Below are 18,508 nucleotides of genomic sequence, written 5' to 3'. Positions count from 1 at the left end.
GTCGGGGGAGGAGGAAGCAAGGTCTGTGACATGAAGTTCTATGCACGAAGGATCGGGTTCTACGCGTTCACGCTGTGGGCCGCGATCTCACTCAACTTCCTCCTTCCCCGGCTGATGCCGGGGAACCCGGCCGACATCATGATCGCCAAGATGCAGCGAGCAGGCGGTGAGGTCTCCGAGACCACGATCCGCAACATCAAGCTGCTTCTCGGCGGCGATGACTCCTCGCTCTGGGAGCAGTACATCGCCTACTGGGGACGCATGTTCCAGGGTGATCTCGGCGTCTCGGTGACGAAGTTCCCCACCCCGGTCAGCGAGCTGATCAGCCAGGCGCTGCCCTGGACGCTCATCCTCGTCGGCACCGTCACCGTCATCTCTTTCATCCTCGGCGTCGTCCTCGGCGCCTGGGCGGGGTGGAAGCGCGGGACCTGGGTCGACCACCTGATCCCCGCGACGACGGTGCTGCAGTCCATCCCGTACTTCTGGATGGCGCTGCTGCTCGTCTCCGTCTTCGCCGTCGGGCTCGGCTGGTTCCCGATCTTCGGAGGCTACGACGTCTTCGACTTCCCGGACGGCCCTGAGCCGACGTGGGCGTTCTTCACCAACGCGCTCTCGCACGCGGTCCTGCCGGCCCTCACGATCGTCATCTCCTCGGTCGGCGGCTGGATGTTCGGGATGCGCAACATGATGGTGCAGACCATGGCGGAGGACTACGTGCTCACCGCTGAGGCCAAGGGCTTGCGTCCCCGGCGCATCATGACCACGTACGCAGCTCGCAACGCGGCGATCCCGTCGATCGCGGGCTTCTCGATCACCCTGGGCTTCGTGGTCGCCGGATCGATCGTCATGGAGCAGGTGTTCACCTATCCCGGCATCGGCAAGCTGATGTTCCAGGCGGTCACGAACAACGACTACGCGCTGATGCAGGGACTCTTCCTCGTCATCACGATCACCGTGCTCGCCGCCAACTTCTTCATGGACCTCGTCTATGGCTTCATCGATCCGAGGGCGCGCCAGAATGTCTGACACCGAGAACACCCTGCTGATCACCAAGGATCAGCCCATGACCCAGCCGGCGAGCACCATCTCGCTGGCCACGCAGCGGTCGCGCAAGCGTCGCGTGCTGCCGACCTCGTCGGCGAAGTTCGTCGTCGGCGCCACGCTCGTCCTCGCGATCGTGCTGTTCGCGATCATCGCGCCGATGTTCTCGCAGGACCCGCGCAGCACCGACAATCCGGCGCTGCTGCCGCCCTCCGCGGAGCACTGGCTCGGAACCACCAAGCTCGGCAACGACATGTTCGCCCAGCTCGCGATCGGCGCCCAGGGCTCGCTCCTGGTCGGCGTCGTCGCCGGCGGGATCGCCATCGTGCTCTCCCTCGTCTTCGGCGTCCTGGCCGGCTACCTCGGCGGGTGGCGCGAGGATGCACTCGCGCTGTTCACCAACGTGATGATCGTGATCCCCGGCCTGCCGCTGGTCATGGTGATCGCCTCCTTCGTGCCGCAGCGCAGCTGGCAGCTCGTGGCGTTCGTGCTCGGGATCACCTCGTGGGCCGGTGCCGCCTACGTCCTGCGCCTGCAGACCCGGTCGCTGCGCACGCGCGACTACGTGTACGCGTCGAAGGTCGCGGGGGAGCGCTCGTTCCGCGTCATCCTCGTCGAGATCATGCCGAACCTGCTGCCCCTGCTCACCGCGCAGTTCCTGTTCGCGATCATCTTCGCCATCCTGGGCGAGGCGGGGCTGTCCTACCTCGGCCTCGGGCCGAACTCCTCCATCACCTGGGGGACCATCCTGAACGACGCGCAGTCCGGGCAGGCGCTCGGACGAGGGGCGTGGTGGTGGTTCGTGCCGCCGGGGGTCATGATCGCCGTGCTCGGTGCGGGACTCGCGCTGATCAACTTCGCGATCGACGAGGTCATCAACCCGAAGCTGCGCGCCGCGCCGGATGCTGCTCGGCGTGTGCGCAAGGCGGCCAAGACGAAGGGGGTCGCCGCATGAGCGCTCCGGACGCCGTGCTCACGGCCCGCAACGTGTCGATCGAGTACGAGGTCGATCCTCCGGTCAAGGCCGTGCGGAACGTGTCGCTGACGCTCAACCGCGGCGAGATCCTCGGACTCGCCGGGGAATCGGGATGCGGCAAGACGACGCTCGCGTACGGGATGAACCGACTGCTCAAGGCGCCGGCGCTGATGACCGGCGGGGAGATCGTCTTCCACGATCGAGACGGGCACGACATCGACATCGTCGCGCTCGACGGCGACGGACTGCGGGCGTTCCGCTGGGACAAGATCTCGATGGTCTTCCAGGGGGCGATGAACTCCCTCAATCCGGTGATCGATGTGCGGGCGCAGATCTTCGACATCTTCGACACGCACCGTCCCGGGATGTCGAAGAAGGACAAGCAGGCGCGCGCGGAGGAGCTGCTCACGCTCGTCGGCGTCGACCCGTCGCGGCTGACGAGCTTCCCGCACGAGCTGTCCGGCGGCATGCGCCAGCGCATGATGATCGCGATGGCGCTGGCCCTCGACCCGCAGGTGATGATCATGGACGAGCCCACCACGGCGCTCGACGTCGTGGTCCAGCGGGGGATCATCCGCGAGATCATGCGCCTGCGCGAGCGGCTCGGGTTCGCGGTGATCTTCATCACGCACGACCTCCCGATGCTGATCGAGATCAGCGACCGCATCGCGGTGATGCTGCAGGGGGAGATCGTCGAGGAGGGCACGGCGGAGGAGATCTACCGCACGCCGCAGCACGAGTACACGAAACGGCTGCTGTCGAGCTTCCCCAGCCTGACCGGCGCGCGCGGCGACTTCGTGCGCACCGGCAACCAGCCCAGTCAGGAGGAGGTCCGATGACCGGTCCCACGCTCGAGGCCCGCAACCTCGTCAAGGACTTCACGCTGCGCTCGGGACTCAAGACCTCGACGCTGCACGCGGTGAAGGATGTCTCGTTCACCATCGCCGCCGGGAAGACGGTCGCCCTGGTGGGAGAGTCCGGATCGGGCAAGTCGACCATCGCCCGGATGCTCATGAAGCTCGAGACGCCCACCAGCGGACAGATCCTGCTCGACGGGCAGGAGACCGGGATGCGCGGACGAGCCGTCGAGCGCTACCGCTCGCAGGTGCAGATGGTCTTCCAGGATCCGTTCGCCTCGCTGAATCCGTTCCACACGATCCTGCATCACCTGGAGCGGCCGATCCGACTGCATCATCCGAAGCTCTCCGGAGACGAGGTGCGCGCCCGGGCGATCGACCTGCTCGAGCGGGTGCGGCTCACCCCGGGGGAGAGCTTCGCGGAGCGGCGCCCCCACGAGCTCTCCGGTGGGCAGCGGCAGCGCGTCGCCATCGCCCGCGCGCTCGCACCCGGTGCGCGCTTCATCGTCGCGGACGAGCCGGTGTCGATGCTCGACGTGTCCATCAGGCTCGGGGTCCTGAACCTCCTCGCGGATCTGCAGCGCGAAGACGACCTCGGCGTCCTCTACATCACCCACGATCTGGCCACCGCCCGCCATTTCAGCGACGAGATCATGGTGCTGTACAAGGGCGACGTCGTCGAGCGCGGGCCGGCGGATGCGGTCATCCTCGACCCGCAGCACGAGTACACCAAGACGCTGTTGGGCGCTGCGCCCGAGCCGGAGAACCTCGGCCGCCTGCGCGATGAGGTGCGGGCCGAGATCGCCGGGAGATGAGAGCGGCACCGAACACCCTCGGCGGGGCTCTGTCGACCCGCTAGACTGGACCCCACAAGTGAAGACAGGCCGAATGACCCACGCGGGAGAGCCCCGGCGAACGCAGCCGGGCACCGAAGGAGCAAGCCTCCCCGCCAATCTCTCAGGTACGCGTACCGCGCGGTTCCGGCCACTCTGAAAAGCGAGTTCGAGCGACGCGGCATCCGCTCGTCTCCGCCGACGGTGAAAGCCCAGTCCCTGGGCGAAGCTCTCAGGCCCATGACAGAGGGGGAGTTCCGAGGAACGGCGACGCCGTCGTTCCGCCCGCCCCAGCCCGGGAGAACTCCATGTCGGACCCCCGCTACACCCCGCTCCGTGAGCGCCACGAGGCGCTCGGCGCCTCCTTCACCGACTTCGGCGGATGGCAGATGCCGGTGCGATACACGTCCGACCTCGCCGAGCACCATGCGGTGCGACAGGCGGCTGGGCTGTTCGACATCTCGCACATGGCCGAGTTCCTGGTGACCGGAGAGTTCGCGGGGGAGTTCCTCGACTACGCGCTCGCCGGGCGGCTCTCGGCGATGACCGTGGGCAAGGCGAAGTACTCGCTGGTGCTGGCCGAGGACGGCGGCATCGTCGACGATGTCATCGTGTACCGCCTCGCCGAGGATCGCTACCTCGTGATCGCGAACGCGGGCAACCGTGGATTCGTCGACGCGGCCTTCGCCTCGCGCGTACGCTCCTTCCCGTCGAAGATCGAGCGGGACCGTCCGGAGCTCGCAGGTGCATCGGAGCGGAGCTTCGAAGGCTTCCTCGGCGACCGCGGCGTCGACGTCGAAGACGTCTCGGACGAGTACGCGCTTCTGGCCGTGCAGGGTCCGACTGCCGAGGCGATCGTCTCGTCCACGGCCGGGATCACCGACCTCGGCACCCCGTGGGTGGAGCAGAAGTACTACGCCTGGGCCGACGCGCTGTTCGTCGGCAGCCCTCTCCTCCTGGCCAGGACCGGGTACACCGGCGAGGACGGATTCGAGCTGCTCGTGAAGGCGGCAGACGCCCCGGCACTGTGGGACGCCCTGCTCGTCGCCGGGCAGGCGCACGGACTCGTGCCCGCCGGTCTCGCAGCCCGCGACACGCTGCGACTCGAAGCGGGCATGCCGCTCTACGGCCACGAGCTCTCCCGCGACATCAAGCCGTCGCAGGCGGGTCTCGGACGCGTCGTGGTGGCCGACAAGGAGGCCTTCATCGGCAAGGGCGCCGTGGATGCCGCATCCGACGCCCCCGTCCTCGTCGGACTCGTGGCGGAGGGCAAGCGCGCAGGACGCGCCGGCTACCCCGTGGTCGATCAGGACGGTGCCGTCCTCGGCGAGATCACCAGCGGCGCTCTCAGCCCGACGCTCGGGCACCCGATCGCGATGGCCTACATCGCTCCGTCTTCCGCTGCGGTGGGAACCGCAGTATTCCTTGATGTGCGGGGGACCAGGATTCCCGCGACCGTGACCGCTCTGCCTTTCTACCGGAGGACCAAATGACCGACCTCAACGCACTCAGCTACACGGATGAGCACGAGTGGATCGCCGCAGACGGCGACACCGTGACCATCGGCATCACCGACTATGCCGCCGACAAGCTCGGTGACGTCGTGTTCGTCGAGCTGCCCGCCGTCGGCACCGAGATCACCGCCGGTTCCGTCGTCGGTGAGATCGAGTCGACGAAGTCGGTCGGCGAGCTGTACGCCCCTGTCGCCGGCACCGTCGTCGAGATCAACGACGCCGTGGTCGACGACCCTTCGCTCGTGAACGCCGAGCCGTTCGCCGGAGGCTGGCTCATCAAGGTGTCGGTCGCCGCCGGCGCGCTCGACGGTCTGATGGACCGCGACGCTTACGTCGCACTCACGGAGGGCTGATCGCACAGTGGTCTCCTTCGCCGATCGTCACATCGGAACCACCGCCTCCTCCCAGCGCCGGATGCTGGACGCGCTCGGCGTCGAGTCCGCACTCGAGGACTGGAGTCCGGTCGAAGCGCTGATGCGCCAGGCCGTTCCCTCCTCCATCTTCACCGCCGCCACCGAGGAGTCGGTCATCCCGCGCGCGGCGAGTGAGACCGAGGCCCTCGCCGAGCTGCGCGCGCTCGCCGCCCGCAACACGGTCAACCGTCCGATGATCGGTCTCGGCTACTACGGCACGATCACCCCGCAGGTGATCCAGCGCAACGTGCTCGAGAACCCGTCCTGGTACACCGCGTACACGCCGTACCAGCCGGAGATCTCGCAGGGCCGCCTGGAAGCCCTCATCAACTTCCAGACGATGGTCGCCGAGCTCACCGGGCTCACGACGGCGAACGCCTCGATGCTCGACGAGTCGACCGCGGTCGTGGAGGGGATGCTGCTCGCGCGGCGCGCCTCGAAGACGAAGTCCCCGGTGTTCGCCGTCGACGCCGACGCGTTCCCGCAGACGAAGGCGCTGCTCGAGACGCGTGCCGCCGCCGTCGGCATCGAGCTCGTCTCGGTCGACTTCGCCGCGGGGGAGCAGCTGCCAGAGGAGCTCTTCGGGGTCTTCGTGCAGTACCCGGGCGCCTCGGGACGGGTGTGGGATCCGAGCGCCGTCATCGACGCCGCTCATGTCGCCGGCGGACTCGCCGTCGTCGCCGCCGACCTGCTCGCCCTCACCCTCATCGCCTCGCCTGGATCTCTGGGAGCCGATGTCGCCGTCGGCACCACGCAGCGCTTCGGGGTGCCGATCGGCTTCGGCGGCCCGCACGCCGGATACATGGCCGTGCGCTCGGGCCTCGAGCGTCAGCTCCCCGGCCGCCTCGTCGGCGTCTCGGTCGACGCGGACGGCCGGCCGGCCTACCGGCTGTCGCTGCAGACCCGCGAACAGCACATCCGCCGTGAGAAGGCGACCAGCAACATCTGCACCGCGCAGGTCCTGCTCGCCGTGATGGCGTCGATGTATGCCGTCTACCACGGACCGGACGGCCTGAAGGGGATCGCCAGGGAGGTCGCGGCGAAGACCTCGATGCTCCGCGACTGGCTCGCCGACGCCGGAGTGGAAGTGGTCCACGACTCGTTCTTCGACACCCTCCGCGTGCGCGTGCCAGGACGGGCGGCGGAGTTCGTCGCGCAGGCGCATGACGGGTTCGGGATCCTGCTGAACATGGCGGATGCCGACACCATCGGCATCTCGGTCGACGAGACCACCACCGTCAGCGAGCTCCACCAGGTGGCCCGTGTCTTCGGCGGCGCTCAGAACCGGGCGTTCGGATTCTTCGGCTCCGGCTCGCACGGTGCGCTTCCCGACGGCCTGCTGCGCCAGGACGGGTACCTCACGCACCCGGTCTTCCACGCGCACCGCAGCGAGACCGCGATGATGCGCTACCTGAAGAGCCTCGCCGACCGCGACTACGCGCTGGACCGCGGCATGATCCCGCTCGGCTCGTGCACGATGAAGCTGAACGCTGCCACCGAGATGGCATCGATCACGTGGCCGGAGTTCGCGGGCATCCACCCGTTCGCGCCGGCATCCGACGTCACGGGATACCTCGAGCTGATCGATCAGCTCGAGGCGTGGCTCGCGGAGGTCACGGGATACGACGCCGTCTCACTGCAGCCGAACGCGGGTTCGCAGGGCGAGCTCGCCGGTCTCCTCGCGATCCGCGGCTACCACCTCGCCAACGGCGACTCGCAGCGCACCGTCTGCCTGATCCCGTCGTCCGCCCATGGCACGAACGCGGCTTCGGCCGTGCTCGCCGGCATGAAGGTGGTCGTCGTGGCCTGCGACGAGCTCGGCAACGTCGACCTCGACGACCTGCGAGCGAAGATCGCGGCGCACGCGGACGAGCTGTCCGCGCTGATGATCACCTACCCGTCGACGCACGGCGTCTACGAGCAGGACGTGGTCGAGATCACCACCGCGGTGCATGACGCCGGCGGCCAGGTGTACGTCGACGGCGCGAACCTCAACGCTCTGCTCGGGTACGCCAGGTTCGGCGATCTCGGCGGCGACGTCTCGCACCTCAACCTGCACAAGACCTTCGCGATCCCGCACGGCGGCGGCGGCCCCGGCGTGGGGCCCGTGGCGGCCAAGGCGCATCTCGCACCGTACCTGCCCTCGCACCCGCTCGCGCAGAAGTCGGAGCACGCCGGAGGATTCGTGTTCGAGGGCGGTGCGGTGTCCGCGGCACCGTACGGCTCCGCGGGCATCCTCCCGATCTCCTGGTCGTACGTGCGGATGATGGGGGCCGACGGCCTCCGCAACGCCACGGCCGCGGCGGTGCTGTCGGCGAACTACATCGCCGCACGCCTGGGCGAGCACTACCCGGTGCTCTACGCGGGCGAGAACGGCCGCGTGGCGCACGAGTGCATCCTCGACCTGCGTCCGCTGAAGGAGACGACCGGCATCACGGTCGACGACGTGGCGAAGCGGCTGATCGACTACGGCTTCCACGCGCCGACCATGTCGTTCCCGGTGGCCGGCACCCTCATGGTCGAGCCGACGGAGTCCGAGGACATCGATGAGATCGAGCGGTTCATCGAGGCGATGATCATGATCAAGGCCGAGGCGGATGCCGTGGCAGCAGGCCGCTGGCCCGCCGACGACAACCCCCTCGTGCACGCTCCGCACACGGCTGTGTCGCTCATCGCGGGGGAGTGGAACCACTCGTACACCCGTGAGGATGCCGCATACCCGGTGCATGCGCTGGTCGCCGGCAAGTACTGGCCGCCGGTGCGCCGCATCGATCAGGCCTACGGCGACCGCAACCTCGTGTGCGCGTGCCCGCCGGTGGAGGCCTTCGCCTGAGCCGATGACATGCAGAAGACGGCGCCGCCACCCGCGAGGGTGCGGCGCCGTCTCTCGTTTCCGTGGATTTCCGCATGTTTCCGCGATATTACGGTTGGTCACCACTCAGTAACGGTTCATTAGCCGAGTGCGGTGCCGGTTCGAAGCCGGGTTACAGTCAACTATCCCTACGCGTTCGACGATGAGCGCGCAGTCTGATGAAATCCCGTCCACAGGAGGACACAAAGTGAAGCGCAACAAGATCGCCCTTGCGGGCACCGCGCTGTTCGCGATCGGCGCCCTGGCGCTCGCGGGCTGCGCGAGCGGTGGAAACGGCAATGAGGGCGACGGCGGCTCCGGCCCGGCCGGCGACCCGGAAGCCATCATCACCACGAACGGCTCGGAGCCCGAGAACCCGCTGATCCCGACGAACACCAACGAGGTGGGCGGCGGAAAGATCCTCGACGAGATCTTCGCCGGACTGATCTACTACGACGCCGACGGCAAGCCGGTCAACGACGTGGCTGAGGAGATCACCACTGAGGACCCGCAGAACCTCACCGTCAAGATCAAGGAAGGGCTGACCTTCACCGACGGTGAAGAGGTCACCGCCGACAACTTCATCAAGGCGTGGAACGAGGGCGCGAAGCTCTCGAACGGTCACCTCTCCAGCTACTTCTTCGAGGACATCGAGGGCTTCAGCTATGAGAAGGACTCCGAGCTCACCGGCCTCGAGCAGGTCGACGACTACACCTTCACGATCGCGCTGAACAAGCCGGCCTCGGACTTCGCTCTGCGTCTCGGCTACTCCGCCTTCTACCCGCTCCCGGACGTCGCGTTCGAGGACATGGAGGCGTTCGGCCAGAACCCCATCGGCAACGGCCCGTACATGATCGACGGCGACGACGCGTGGCAGCACGACGTGCAGATCGACCTCGTCCGCAACGATGACTACGAGGGCGGTCGCAAGGCGGCCAACGGTGGTCTCACGATCAAGTTCTACGCCACGCAGGAGGCCGCATACGCCGACCTGCTGTCGAACGAGGTCGACGTCATCGACGCGATCCCGACGAACTCGCTCCCGGTCTTCCAGGACGAGCTCGGCGACCGCGCCGTGAACCAGCCTTCGGCCGTCTTCCAGTCGTTCACCATCGGCCAGTTCCTCCCGCACTTCAGCGGCGAAGAGGGCAAGCTTCGCCGTCAGGCGCTGTCGATGGCGATCAATCGCGAGGAGATCACCGAGACGATCTTCTCGGGTACCCGCACCCCGGCCTCCGACTTCACCTCGCCGGTCATCGCCGGCTGGTCCGAGGATGTCGCCGGCAGCGAGGTCCTCGACTTCGACGCCGAGAAGGCGAAGGAGCTGTGGGCCGAGGCCGACGCCATCTCCCCGTGGGAAGGCGAGTTCAAGATCGCGTACAACTCCGACGGCGGCCACGACGCCTGGGTCGACGCGGTGAGCAACAGCATCAAGAACACGCTCGGCATCGAGGCGTCCGGCGACCCGTACCCGACCTTCCAGGATCTGCGTACCAAGGTCAACGACCGCTCCATCACCACCGCCGCGCGTTCGGGATGGCAGGCCGACTACCCGGGTCTGTACAACTTCCTCGGACCGCTTTACGCGACCGGCGCCGGCTCCAACGACGGTGACTACAGCAACCCCGAGTTCGACGAACTGATCAAGGCCGGCATCAGCAACCCTGACGCCGAGGCCCAGGTCGAGGACTTCACCAAGGCGCAGGAGGTTCTCTTCGAGGACCTGCCCGCGATCCCGCTGTGGTATTCGAACGTGACCGGCGGCTACGGAGAGAGCGTCGACAACGTGACGTTCGGCTGGAACTCCGTTCCGCTCTACTACGAGATCACCAAGGCCGGCGAGTAAGTCTGACGGCACTTCACCTGTGAGGCGGTGACGATTCTTCGTCACCGCCTCACAGGCTTGTGTTCGCCTCGCTTTCTTAGCCCTCAAGAAGGGACAAGCGGATGCTCGGTTACATTCTGAGACGTCTTCTGCAGGTGATCCCGGTCTTCTTCGGAGCCACCCTGCTCATCTATTTCCTCGTGTTCGCCATGCCAGGTGACCCGATCCTCGCGCTATTCGGCGACAAGACCCCGAACCCGGCGGTCCTCGAGCAGCTGCGCGAGCAGTACCACCTGAACGACCCGTTCATCGTTCAGTACTGGTACTACATCACCGGCGTGTTCCAGGGCGACCTGGGTAACACGTTCTCCGGCAGGCCGGTCTCCGCGGTACTCGCGGCAACCCTCCCGGTCACCGGTCGCCTCGCTGTCATGGCCATCGCCATCGAGTTCGTGCTGGCCATCGTCATCGGCACAATCTCGGCGTTGCGGAAGGGCAAGCTGTTCGACAACGTCTCGCTCGTCGTGGCGCTCGTCGCGATCGCGATCCCGATCTTCGTCGTGGCGTTCCTCGCGCAGTACTTCCTCGCGATCCAGCTCGGCTGGTTCAAACCCACGGTGGGAGCGGACAACGACTGGGGAGGGCTGTGGCTGCCGGCCATCGTGCTCGGCTTCAGCCTGTACGCAGTGAGCATGCGACTCATGCGCAGCTCGGTCATCGACACTCTGAATCAGGACTGGGTCCGAACGGCCTACAGCAAGGGGCTCTCGCGCAACCGCGTGCTTCCCGTGCACGTGCTGCGCAACTCGCTGATCCCCGTGATCACCAACTCGGCCACGAATTTCGGCGTGCTGCTCGTGGGTGCCACCGTCACGGAGGGCATCTTCAACGTGCCCGGTGTCGGCAACACACTGTTCCAGGCGATCACTCGTGGCGAGGGACCGACGGTCGTCTCCTTCGTGACCGTCTTCGTCATCCTGTACGTCCTGGTGAACCTGCTCATCGACCTGCTCTACGGTCTGCTCGACCCGAGGATTCGCTATGCCTGAGCCCACTACTCCGAAGCACTACGTCGCCCCGGTCGAGACCGAGTCGATCACGGTCGATGCCGTGCGCATCGCCGACAAGCCCAGCAACCTGTGGCGCGATGCATGGTTCGACGTGCGTCGGCGTCCGCTGTTCTGGGGGTCCGTCGTGCTCGCGCTCGTCTTCCTCGTGATGGCGGTATGGCCGACGCTCTTCACTGCGACGTCGCCGACCGACTGCCATCTCTCGGAGAGCAATGCGGGACCTGCTGCGGGGCACCCGCTGGGGTACACGTTCCAGGGATGCGACATCTACGCCCGCATCGTGTGGGGATCGCAGACCTCGCTCGCGGTCGGCCTCATCGCCACGGTGATCTCGTCGGTGCTCGGCCTGATCATGGGAGCTCTCGCCGGTTTCTACGGGGGCTGGCTCGACTCGATCCTGTCGCGCATCGGAGACATCTTCTTCGCGATCCCGTACATCCTCGCGGCGGTCGTCGTCATGACGGTGTTCCGGGACTCTCGGTCGGTGTGGACCCTCGCGTTCGCGATCGGCGGGTTCGCCTGGGCCTCGACGGCCCGCGTCGTCCGCGCCGAAGTGCTCCGCGTGCGCCAGGCCGATTTCGTCATGGCGTCGCAGGCGCTCGGTCAGTCGAAGTTCAAGATCCTCTTGAACCACGTCATCCCCAACGCCATTGCCCCACTGCTCGTCGTCTCGACGCTCGGGCTCGCGGCGGCGATCGTCGCGGAGGCGACCCTGTCGTTCCTCGGCGTGGGACTCGGCAGTGACGTCATGTCGTGGGGGCTGGACATCAGCAAGGCACAAGCCTCGTTGCGGGTGGCTCCGATGGCACTCATCTATCCGTCGATCGCGCTCACCCTGGCGGTGCTGGCGTTCGTGACTCTGGGCGAGCTCATCCGAGACGCCCTCGACCCGAAGGCGAGGGCACGCCGATGAGCGAGCGCATCACTGAACAGGTCCCTCTGCTCAGCATCCGCGACCTCAGCGTCGCGTTCCGCACGCAGGAGGGTCTGCGCGAAGTGCTCCACGGAGTCAGCTTCGATGTCATGCCAGGCGAGACGGTCGCGATCGTGGGCGAGTCGGGGTCCGGCAAGTCCACGACGGCCACGGCCATCGTGAATCTGCTGCCAGGCACCGGCCAGATCACTGCGGGCTCCATCACGCTCGACGGACGAGAGCTCACGACACTCAACCGTCGTGAGATCGAGGCCGTGCGCGGTCGAGACATCGGCTTCGTGCCGCAGGACCCGATGTCGAACCTCAACCCGGTGTGGAGCATCGGCTTCCAGGTGAAGGAGGCGATCCGTGCGAACGGCGTGGCCCAGAGCCGCGACGCCGCCAAGGCCCGCACCGTCGAGGTGCTGCAACAGGCGGGGCTCGCCGATGCCGAGAAGCGTCTGCACCAGTTCCCGCATCAGTTCTCCGGCGGCATGCGCCAGCGAGCGCTGATCGGCATGGGCCTCGCGGCCGATCCGAAGCTGCTCATCGCGGACGAGCCGACTTCCGCTCTCGATGTCACAGTGCAGCGTGTGATCCTCGATCACATGGCGTCGCTGACTCGCGACAAGGGCACATCGGTGCTGCTGATCACGCACGACCTCGGCCTGGCGGCCGAGCGGGCGGACAAGATCATCGTGATGAACGGCGGCAACATCGTGGAGGCGGGCCCGAGCCGGCAGATCCTGGAGAACCCGCAGCATCCGTATACGAAGCGCCTGGTCGGCGCGGCACCCAGCGTGGCGTCGCAGCGGATCCAGGCCGTGGTGGAGGACAGGGGTATCGAGACTCTCGACGACCTAGCCGACATCCCGCCGACCGTGCGCGTGGCCGGGCTCACGAAGGACTACCGGATTCGCCAAGGGGGCTTCCGCAGCGAAGCCTTCCGCGCGGTCGACGATGTGTCGTTCGCGATCCCTCGCGGCAAGACGCTCGCTCTCGTGGGCGAGTCGGGTTCGGGCAAGTCCACCGTCGCGAAGATGGTGCTCAAGCTCGAGGAGCCGACCAGCGGGACGATCGAGATCGATGGGCAGGACGTGTCCAACCTGTCGAACGCTCAGGCGTTCGGCCTCCGACGCCGCATGCAGCCGGTCTTCCAGGACCCCTACGGCTCCCTCGACCCGCTGCGTAACATCGGCAACACGATCGCCGAGCCCCTGCAGATCCACGGGGTGGGCGACCGCGCCTCTCAGCGTGAGCGGGTCGAGGAACTCCTCGACCAGGTCTCGCTGCCGCGAGTGCTGGCGACCCGTTACCCGAACGAGCTCTCGGGCGGGCAGCGCCAGCGTGTGGCGATCGCCCGTGCGCTCGCGCTCAAGCCCGACATCATCGTCCTCGATGAGGCCGTGTCGGCGCTCGACGTGCTGGTGCAGGACCAGGTGCTGCAACTGCTGGCCGAGCTCCAGTCGGAGCTCGGGCTCACGTATCTGTTCATCACACACGACCTCGCGGTCGTCCGTGTATCGAGCGACCTCGTGTGCGTCATGGAGAAGGGCAAGATCGTCGAGCAGGGCACGGTCGACGAGATCTTCGCCAACCCGCAGCAGGAGTACACCGATCGCCTCCTGAAGGCGATCCCCGGGGCGACGATCACCCTCGGTGGTCACTGAGAGTGAGCACCGAACCTCGACCGGAGGCCGCACGGACATTCCGTGCGGCCTCCGGGCCCGTCTCCCTCGTTCTCTGCACGCTGCTCGCGATCTTCCTGCTGGGCGACGCCGTCGTTCGGGCGGGATGGGGGCAGATGCTCCTTCTCGCTCCCTGGGTGCTGCTCGGCCTCTGGGTGGTCTACGAGATCGCCTTCGTCTCGATGGTCCGAGTCGATGCGGATGGGGCGACGGTGCAGAACATGCTGCGTCGCACCACTTTCGGCTGGGCGCGGGTTCGCGACATCGACCTGCGCTGGCAGCTGCTGTTCAGCCTCGATGACGGCTCAGACCTCTCCTGCTACGGCGGGCCTGCCAGGGCACGTCCGCTGCGGCGCCCCACCTCCGGGGACGAGGAGGCCAAGGCTCCGGCAGGGCTTCGTGACCTGACCGACATCCGCGATCGCTGGCAGGAGGCCGCCACGACCGGGGATACGCCGATCAGCCGCACCTGGGACGTCCGGGCCCTCGCGGCCCTCGGTCTCATCGTGGTCTGGGCCGCGGTGGCCGTGGTCATCGCGAACACCTGAACTGACGCGCGCGACCGGTGCCCTCAGCCGGGAAGCCCGAACAGCGCGGGCCAGGTCTCTGCAGCCCAGGGGTAGCCGACGAACACCGTCGCGTCGATCAGGAAGTGCGCGACGAGGAACGGCATCAGCCGTCCGCTGCGCTGGAACAGCCAGCCGAACAGCATCCCCATCGCGAGATTGCCGATGAACGCACCGGGGCCCTGATAGAGGTGGTAGCTCGCGCGCAGCAGCGACGTCGTCAGGATGATCGTCCACGGGCCCCATCCGAGCTGCTTCAGCCGCGCGAAGAGGTATCCGAGCACGACGAACTCCTCCTGCAACGACGCCCTGGCCGCCGCCAGCAGAAGCACGGGGACCGTCCACCAGTAGGCGTCGAGGCCGGCAGGGTTCACGGCGACGAAGAGCCCGGTCGCCCGGCCGACGAGATACAGCCCCAGGCCGGGGACGCCGATCGCGAGCACCAACAGCACGCCTCGCCACGTATCGGATGCGACGCGCGTGCCGTCGAGTCCCAGGCGACCCAGGTGCGGGCGAGATGACTGCCAGAGCAGGAAGCACACGAGCAGCACCGGAACGAGTGAGAATCCGATCGAGAGGATCTGGTAGATCAGGTCGAAGATCTCCCGGTCGCTGCGCGAGGGGTTGAGCGTCGCGGTCTGGTCGGCCAGTGGCGTCTCATCGGTCAGCCGGTAGGCGAGCTGGACGATCGCGTACACGGCCGACTGGCCGAGGCCGAGAGCCAGCACGATCGCGATCTCCCACCACAGGCGGCTGCGCGAGGGCGCGGCGTTCGGGAGGAGACTCATGGCACACCGATCGTACTCGGCAGTGCGCGTCACTACGGCATGGGCGCGTGCACTTCTGCCGCCCATTCGCGCATGAGCTGACGCTCCTCGGCGGTGCAGATGTAGCCGTAGCCGTAGTCGCGACTGTCGAAGGTCAGGGTCCTGATACCCAGATAGGTCAACGCGTAGCAGTCGGCGAACACCTCGCTGCTGCCCTGGAAGTAGCCCTGCTCGACGAGGACACTGGATGTCCCCAACTCGGCCCCGTTCGCATCGCTATCGGCGCGCATGTAGAGGTGCGTGAGCTCATGCAGCACGACCAGACGGATGGCGGTGTCGCCGCCGAGCTGGTCCTCAGGCGCAAGGTGAACCGTCAGCGGTTCCTCCGAGATGCAGCCGATCGTCACACGTCCGTCATCCGCTTCTCCGGGGGTCCCGCACTCGGTGTCCGCGTTCCAGGCGATGTCGATGAATCCCTGGCCGGCTTCGTCGACGATCGCCTCGCTGACCGAGCCCGATGCATTGGTCCGCCGCGTCGCGGCGTCTGCGATCCGCTGCTCGAGTGTTTCCCTGATGCTCCTGGCTTCGCTCGCATGATCGGCGACCGACGCGTCGGTCACAGGGGGCTGTGAGATCGTCCTCTCCAAGCGCTGGAACGTCAGGAGGTCGGCGACCAGGGGAGCGACCGGATTGGTCTCGATCTGGGCGTAGAGCTCGTCGTACTTGCTCCGCTCCGCATCGAAAGCTGCCAGGGACTCTCCGCGGCTCGAGGTGCCCTCGTCCGTCTGTGGATCAGGGGACGGGGAGGTCGCGACCAGTCCGCCGATGACGAAGACCATGACGACGGCGAAGCCCAGCAGAGCGATCCCGCCGCATCCGATGAGCGCGCACAATCCGCCCCGCCCGCTTCGCGGAGCCGGAGCCGACACCAGAGGTCGAACGTTCATCACTGCTCCTGCGGCCGGGTTGACCTGGAGTATCCACTCCCGGAGCTGCGGGTAGCACGCCCGGTGATTCAGGACGAGCGCGTGCAGATCTCCCCGCCGCGTGGCGATCTCCGCGAGCTGAGCCGGTGCCGTCCACGGATTCTGCGCAGCGGCGAGGTCGGTGTCGTAGATCTGGCCCCCCATGCGGTCACGGTATCGCACCGCCGATCGGCTTCGAGTGACGCTCGAGGTGGACAGGGCCTGTTCAGCTACGATTCGCGAGGGTGCGATAGGCTGGAACGTCGGCTTCTCGACAAAAACCCACACTCTTTAGGACTTCTGCATGGCGCACGCCCTCCGCTCTGACCTCCGCAACGTCGCAATCGTCGCGCACGTCGACCACGGCAAGACCACTCTCGTCGACGCCATGCTGCGTCAGACGGGCTCCTTCGGCGAACACGCCCACGTCGATGAGCGCGCCATGGACTCGAACGATCTCGAGCGTGAGAAGGGCATCACGATCCTCGCCAAGAACACGGCGATCACCTACAAGGGCAAGCACGCCCAGGGCAAGGAGATCACGATCAACGTGATCGACACCCCTGGCCACGCCGACTTCGGTGGCGAGGTCGAGCGCGGCCTGTCGATGGTCGACGGCGTCGTGCTGCTCGTCGACGCGAGCGAGGGCCCGCTGCCGCAGACCCGCTTCGTGCTGCGTAAGGCACTCGAGGCCAAGCTCCCCGTCATCCTCCTGGTCAACAAGACCGACCGCCCCGACGCTCGCATCGCCGAGGTCGAGGAGGAGGCGCACGACCTGCTCCTGGGCCTCGCATCCGACCTCGTCGACGATGTGCCCGACCTCGACGTCGACGCGCTCCTCGACGTGCCCGTCGTCTACGCGTCCGGCCGTGCCGGTGCGGCATCGCAGAACCGTCCCGCCGACGGCTCGCTGCCCGACAACCCCGACCTCGAGCCGCTCTTCGAGGCGATCCTCGAGCACGTCCCCGCTCCGGCGTACGACGACGAGCACCCGCTGCAGGCCTGGGTCACCAACCTCGACTCCAGCCCCTTCCTCGGTCGCCTCGCACTGCTGCGCGTCTTCAACGGCACGCTCAAGAAGGGTCAGACCGTGGCCTGGGTCCGTGCAGACGGCACCCACCAGAACGCGCGCATCACCGAGCTGCTCAAGACCCGTGCGCTCGAGCGGTACCCCGCCGAGTCCGCCGGCCCCGGTGACATCGTCGCCATCGCCGGCTTCGAGAACATCACGATCGGCGAGACCATCGCCGACCCCGAGGATGTGCGCCCGCTGCCGGCCATCACGGTCGACGACCCCGCCATCTCGATGACGATCGGCACCAACACCTCGCCTCTCATGGGCAAGGTCAAGGGCCACAAGCTCACCGCTCGCATGGTCAAGGACCGTCTCGACAAGGAGCTGATCGGCAACGTCTCGCTCAAGGTCGTCGACATCGGACGCCCGGATGCCTGGGAGGTGCAGGGCCGCGGCGAGCTCGCCCTCGCCATCCTCGTCGAGAACATGCGCCGCGAGGGCTTCGAGCTCACCGTCGGCAAGCCGCAGGTGGTCACGAAGAAGATCGACGGCAAGACCTACGAGCCCTTCGAGCACCTCACGATCGACACCCCCGAGGAGCACCTCGGCGCCATCACGCAGCTGCTCGCGAACCGCAAGGGTCGCATGGAGAACATGACGAACCACGGCACCGGCTGGGTGCGCATGGAGTTCATCGTCCCGTCGCGCGGCCTGATCGGCTTCCGCAGCGAGTTCCTCACCACGACGCGCGGCACCGGCATCGCGAACGCGATCTCGCACGGGTACGAGCCGTGGGCCGGCTCCATCACGACGCGTCAGAACGGCTCGATCGTCGCCGACCGTCAGGGTGTCGTCACCCCCTTCGCGATGATCGCCCTGCAGGAGCGCATGTCGTTCTTCGTGCAGCCCACGCAGGAGGTCTACGAGGGCATGGTCATCGGCGAGAACTCGCGCGCCGACGACATGGACGTGAACATCACGAAGGAGAAGAAGCTCACCAATATGCGTGCAGCGAGCTCCGACACCTTCGAGTCGATGACCCCGCCGCGTCAGCTCACCCTCGAGGAGAGCCTCGAGTTCGCTCGCGACGACGAATGCGTCGAGGTCACCCCCGAGGTCGTACGCATCCGCAAGGTCAACCTCGATGCGAACACGCGTGCGCGTGAGACCGCTCGGCTGAAGCGTCAGGACGCCAGCGCCTGAGAATCGTCTAA

At 67.1% G+C, this 18,508-nt stretch carries 15 protein-coding genes and 2 riboswitches; of the genes, 13 read left to right on the top strand and 2 right to left on the bottom strand.

What is annotated here, in order from left to right; translation table 11 throughout:
* The first annotated feature begins 30 nt into the window (after positions 1-30).
* From BLW44_RS12970 to BLW44_RS12915, 12 genes are all read left to right on the top strand, one after another.
* A complete protein-coding gene (locus BLW44_RS12970; RefSeq protein WP_060926751.1) occupies positions 31-1,026 on the top strand; it encodes an ABC transporter permease in 996 nt (331 codons plus the stop codon).
* Positions 1,019-1,996, top strand: coding sequence for an ABC transporter permease (locus BLW44_RS12965; protein WP_060926750.1), 978 nt, complete (start codon positions 1,019-1,021; stop codon positions 1,994-1,996). Before BLW44_RS12970 ends, BLW44_RS12965 begins: the two co-directional genes overlap by 8 nt.
* Complete coding sequence (locus BLW44_RS12960) at positions 1,993-2,856, top strand: ABC transporter ATP-binding protein (RefSeq protein ID WP_060926749.1); 864 nt, start codon at positions 1,993-1,995, stop codon at positions 2,854-2,856. The genes BLW44_RS12965 and BLW44_RS12960 overlap by 4 nt, the downstream gene beginning before the upstream one ends.
* Positions 2,853-3,689, top strand: a complete 837-nt coding sequence (locus BLW44_RS12955) for an ATP-binding cassette domain-containing protein (RefSeq protein ID WP_060926748.1) — start codon at positions 2,853-2,855, stop codon at positions 3,687-3,689. The genes BLW44_RS12960 and BLW44_RS12955 overlap by 4 nt, the downstream gene beginning before the upstream one ends.
* Positions 3,690-3,762: 73 nt before the next feature.
* Positions 3,763-3,857: riboswitch (glycine riboswitch) on the top strand.
* Between the two features lies 1 nt (position 3,858).
* A riboswitch (glycine riboswitch) is annotated at positions 3,859-3,961 on the top strand.
* A gap of 54 nt (positions 3,962-4,015) precedes the next feature.
* Complete coding sequence (locus BLW44_RS12950) at positions 4,016-5,200, top strand: glycine cleavage system aminomethyltransferase GcvT (protein ID WP_060926747.1); 1,185 nt, start codon at positions 4,016-4,018, stop codon at positions 5,198-5,200.
* Positions 5,197-5,574, top strand: a complete 378-nt coding sequence (gene gcvH / locus BLW44_RS12945; RefSeq protein WP_060926746.1) for a glycine cleavage system protein GcvH — start codon at positions 5,197-5,199, stop codon at positions 5,572-5,574. The genes BLW44_RS12950 and gcvH overlap by 4 nt, the downstream gene beginning before the upstream one ends.
* Before the next feature lie 61 nt (positions 5,575-5,635).
* Positions 5,636-8,467 carry an aminomethyl-transferring glycine dehydrogenase gene (gcvP, locus tag BLW44_RS12940; protein ID WP_060926787.1) on the top strand — a complete coding sequence of 944 codons (2,832 nt, stop codon included), beginning with the start codon at positions 5,636-5,638 and terminating at the stop codon, positions 8,465-8,467.
* A gap of 226 nt (positions 8,468-8,693) precedes the next feature.
* Entirely contained in the window at positions 8,694-10,331 is a 1,638-nt protein-coding gene (locus tag BLW44_RS12935; RefSeq protein WP_060926745.1) for a peptide ABC transporter substrate-binding protein, read from the top strand.
* Between the two features lie 101 nt (positions 10,332-10,432).
* Positions 10,433-11,359, top strand: coding sequence for an ABC transporter permease (locus BLW44_RS12930; RefSeq protein ID WP_060926744.1), 927 nt, complete (start codon positions 10,433-10,435; stop codon positions 11,357-11,359).
* A complete protein-coding gene (locus BLW44_RS12925) occupies positions 11,352-12,293 on the top strand; it encodes an ABC transporter permease (protein ID WP_060926743.1) in 942 nt (313 codons plus the stop codon). Before BLW44_RS12930 ends, BLW44_RS12925 begins: the two co-directional genes overlap by 8 nt.
* Complete coding sequence (locus BLW44_RS12920; RefSeq protein ID WP_060926742.1) at positions 12,290-13,963, top strand: dipeptide ABC transporter ATP-binding protein; 1,674 nt, start codon at positions 12,290-12,292, stop codon at positions 13,961-13,963. The genes BLW44_RS12925 and BLW44_RS12920 overlap by 4 nt, the downstream gene beginning before the upstream one ends.
* Positions 13,964-13,965: 2 nt before the next feature.
* Positions 13,966-14,529, top strand: a complete 564-nt coding sequence (locus BLW44_RS12915; RefSeq protein ID WP_060926741.1) for a PH domain-containing protein — start codon at positions 13,966-13,968, stop codon at positions 14,527-14,529.
* Between the two features lie 23 nt (positions 14,530-14,552).
* Here the strand turns inward: BLW44_RS12915 and BLW44_RS12910 are convergent, their stop codons facing one another.
* Both BLW44_RS12910 and BLW44_RS12905 read right to left on the bottom strand, forming a co-directional pair.
* On the bottom strand, positions 14,553-15,335 hold the full coding sequence (locus tag BLW44_RS12910; protein WP_060926740.1) for a CPBP family intramembrane glutamic endopeptidase: 783 nt from the start codon (positions 15,333-15,335) through the stop codon (positions 14,553-14,555).
* Between the two features lie 32 nt (positions 15,336-15,367).
* Positions 15,368-16,444, bottom strand: coding sequence for a variant leucine-rich repeat-containing protein (locus BLW44_RS12905; RefSeq protein WP_060926739.1), 1,077 nt, complete (start codon positions 16,442-16,444; stop codon positions 15,368-15,370).
* Positions 16,445-16,583: 139 nt separating this feature from the next.
* On the opposite strand from BLW44_RS12905, the gene typA reads away from it, so the two are divergent.
* Positions 16,584-18,497 carry a translational GTPase TypA gene (gene typA, locus BLW44_RS12900; RefSeq protein ID WP_060926738.1) on the top strand — a complete coding sequence of 638 codons (1,914 nt, stop codon included), beginning with the start codon at positions 16,584-16,586 and terminating at the stop codon, positions 18,495-18,497.
* Positions 18,498-18,508: the final 11 nt, after the last annotated feature.

The sequence above is a fragment of the Microbacterium hydrocarbonoxydans genome, assembly GCF_900105205.1.
Taxonomy (GTDB): domain Bacteria; phylum Actinomycetota; class Actinomycetes; order Actinomycetales; family Microbacteriaceae; genus Microbacterium; species Microbacterium hydrocarbonoxydans.
This window is presented reverse-complemented; position numbering and strand designations above follow the sequence as displayed.

Bases quoted from the DNA above. Each gene is read 5' to 3' on its own strand.
- BLW44_RS12970 (WP_060926751.1), top strand. From the start codon at position 31: ATGAAGTTCTATGCACGAAGGATCGGGTTCTACGCGTTCACGCTGTGG.
- BLW44_RS12965 (WP_060926750.1), top strand. From the start codon at position 1,019: ATGTCTGACACCGAGAACACCCTGCTGATCACCAAGGATCAGCCCATG.
- BLW44_RS12960 (WP_060926749.1), top strand. From the start codon at position 1,993: ATGAGCGCTCCGGACGCCGTGCTCACGGCCCGCAACGTGTCGATCGAG.
- BLW44_RS12955 (WP_060926748.1), top strand. From the start codon at position 2,853: ATGACCGGTCCCACGCTCGAGGCCCGCAACCTCGTCAAGGACTTCACG.
- BLW44_RS12950 (WP_060926747.1), top strand. From the start codon at position 4,016: ATGTCGGACCCCCGCTACACCCCGCTCCGTGAGCGCCACGAGGCGCTC.
- gcvH (WP_060926746.1), top strand. From the start codon at position 5,197: ATGACCGACCTCAACGCACTCAGCTACACGGATGAGCACGAGTGGATC.
- gcvP (WP_060926787.1), top strand. From the start codon at position 5,636: ATGCTGGACGCGCTCGGCGTCGAGTCCGCACTCGAGGACTGGAGTCCG.
- BLW44_RS12930 (WP_060926744.1), top strand. From the start codon at position 10,433: ATGCTCGGTTACATTCTGAGACGTCTTCTGCAGGTGATCCCGGTCTTC.
- BLW44_RS12925 (WP_060926743.1), top strand. From the start codon at position 11,352: ATGCCTGAGCCCACTACTCCGAAGCACTACGTCGCCCCGGTCGAGACC.
- BLW44_RS12920 (WP_060926742.1), top strand. From the start codon at position 12,290: ATGAGCGAGCGCATCACTGAACAGGTCCCTCTGCTCAGCATCCGCGAC.
- BLW44_RS12910 (WP_060926740.1), bottom strand. From the start codon at position 15,335: ATGAGTCTCCTCCCGAACGCCGCGCCCTCGCGCAGCCGCCTGTGGTGG.
- BLW44_RS12905 (WP_060926739.1), bottom strand. From the start codon at position 16,444: ATGGGGGGCCAGATCTACGACACCGACCTCGCCGCTGCGCAGAATCCG.
- typA (WP_060926738.1), top strand. From the start codon at position 16,584: ATGGCGCACGCCCTCCGCTCTGACCTCCGCAACGTCGCAATCGTCGCG.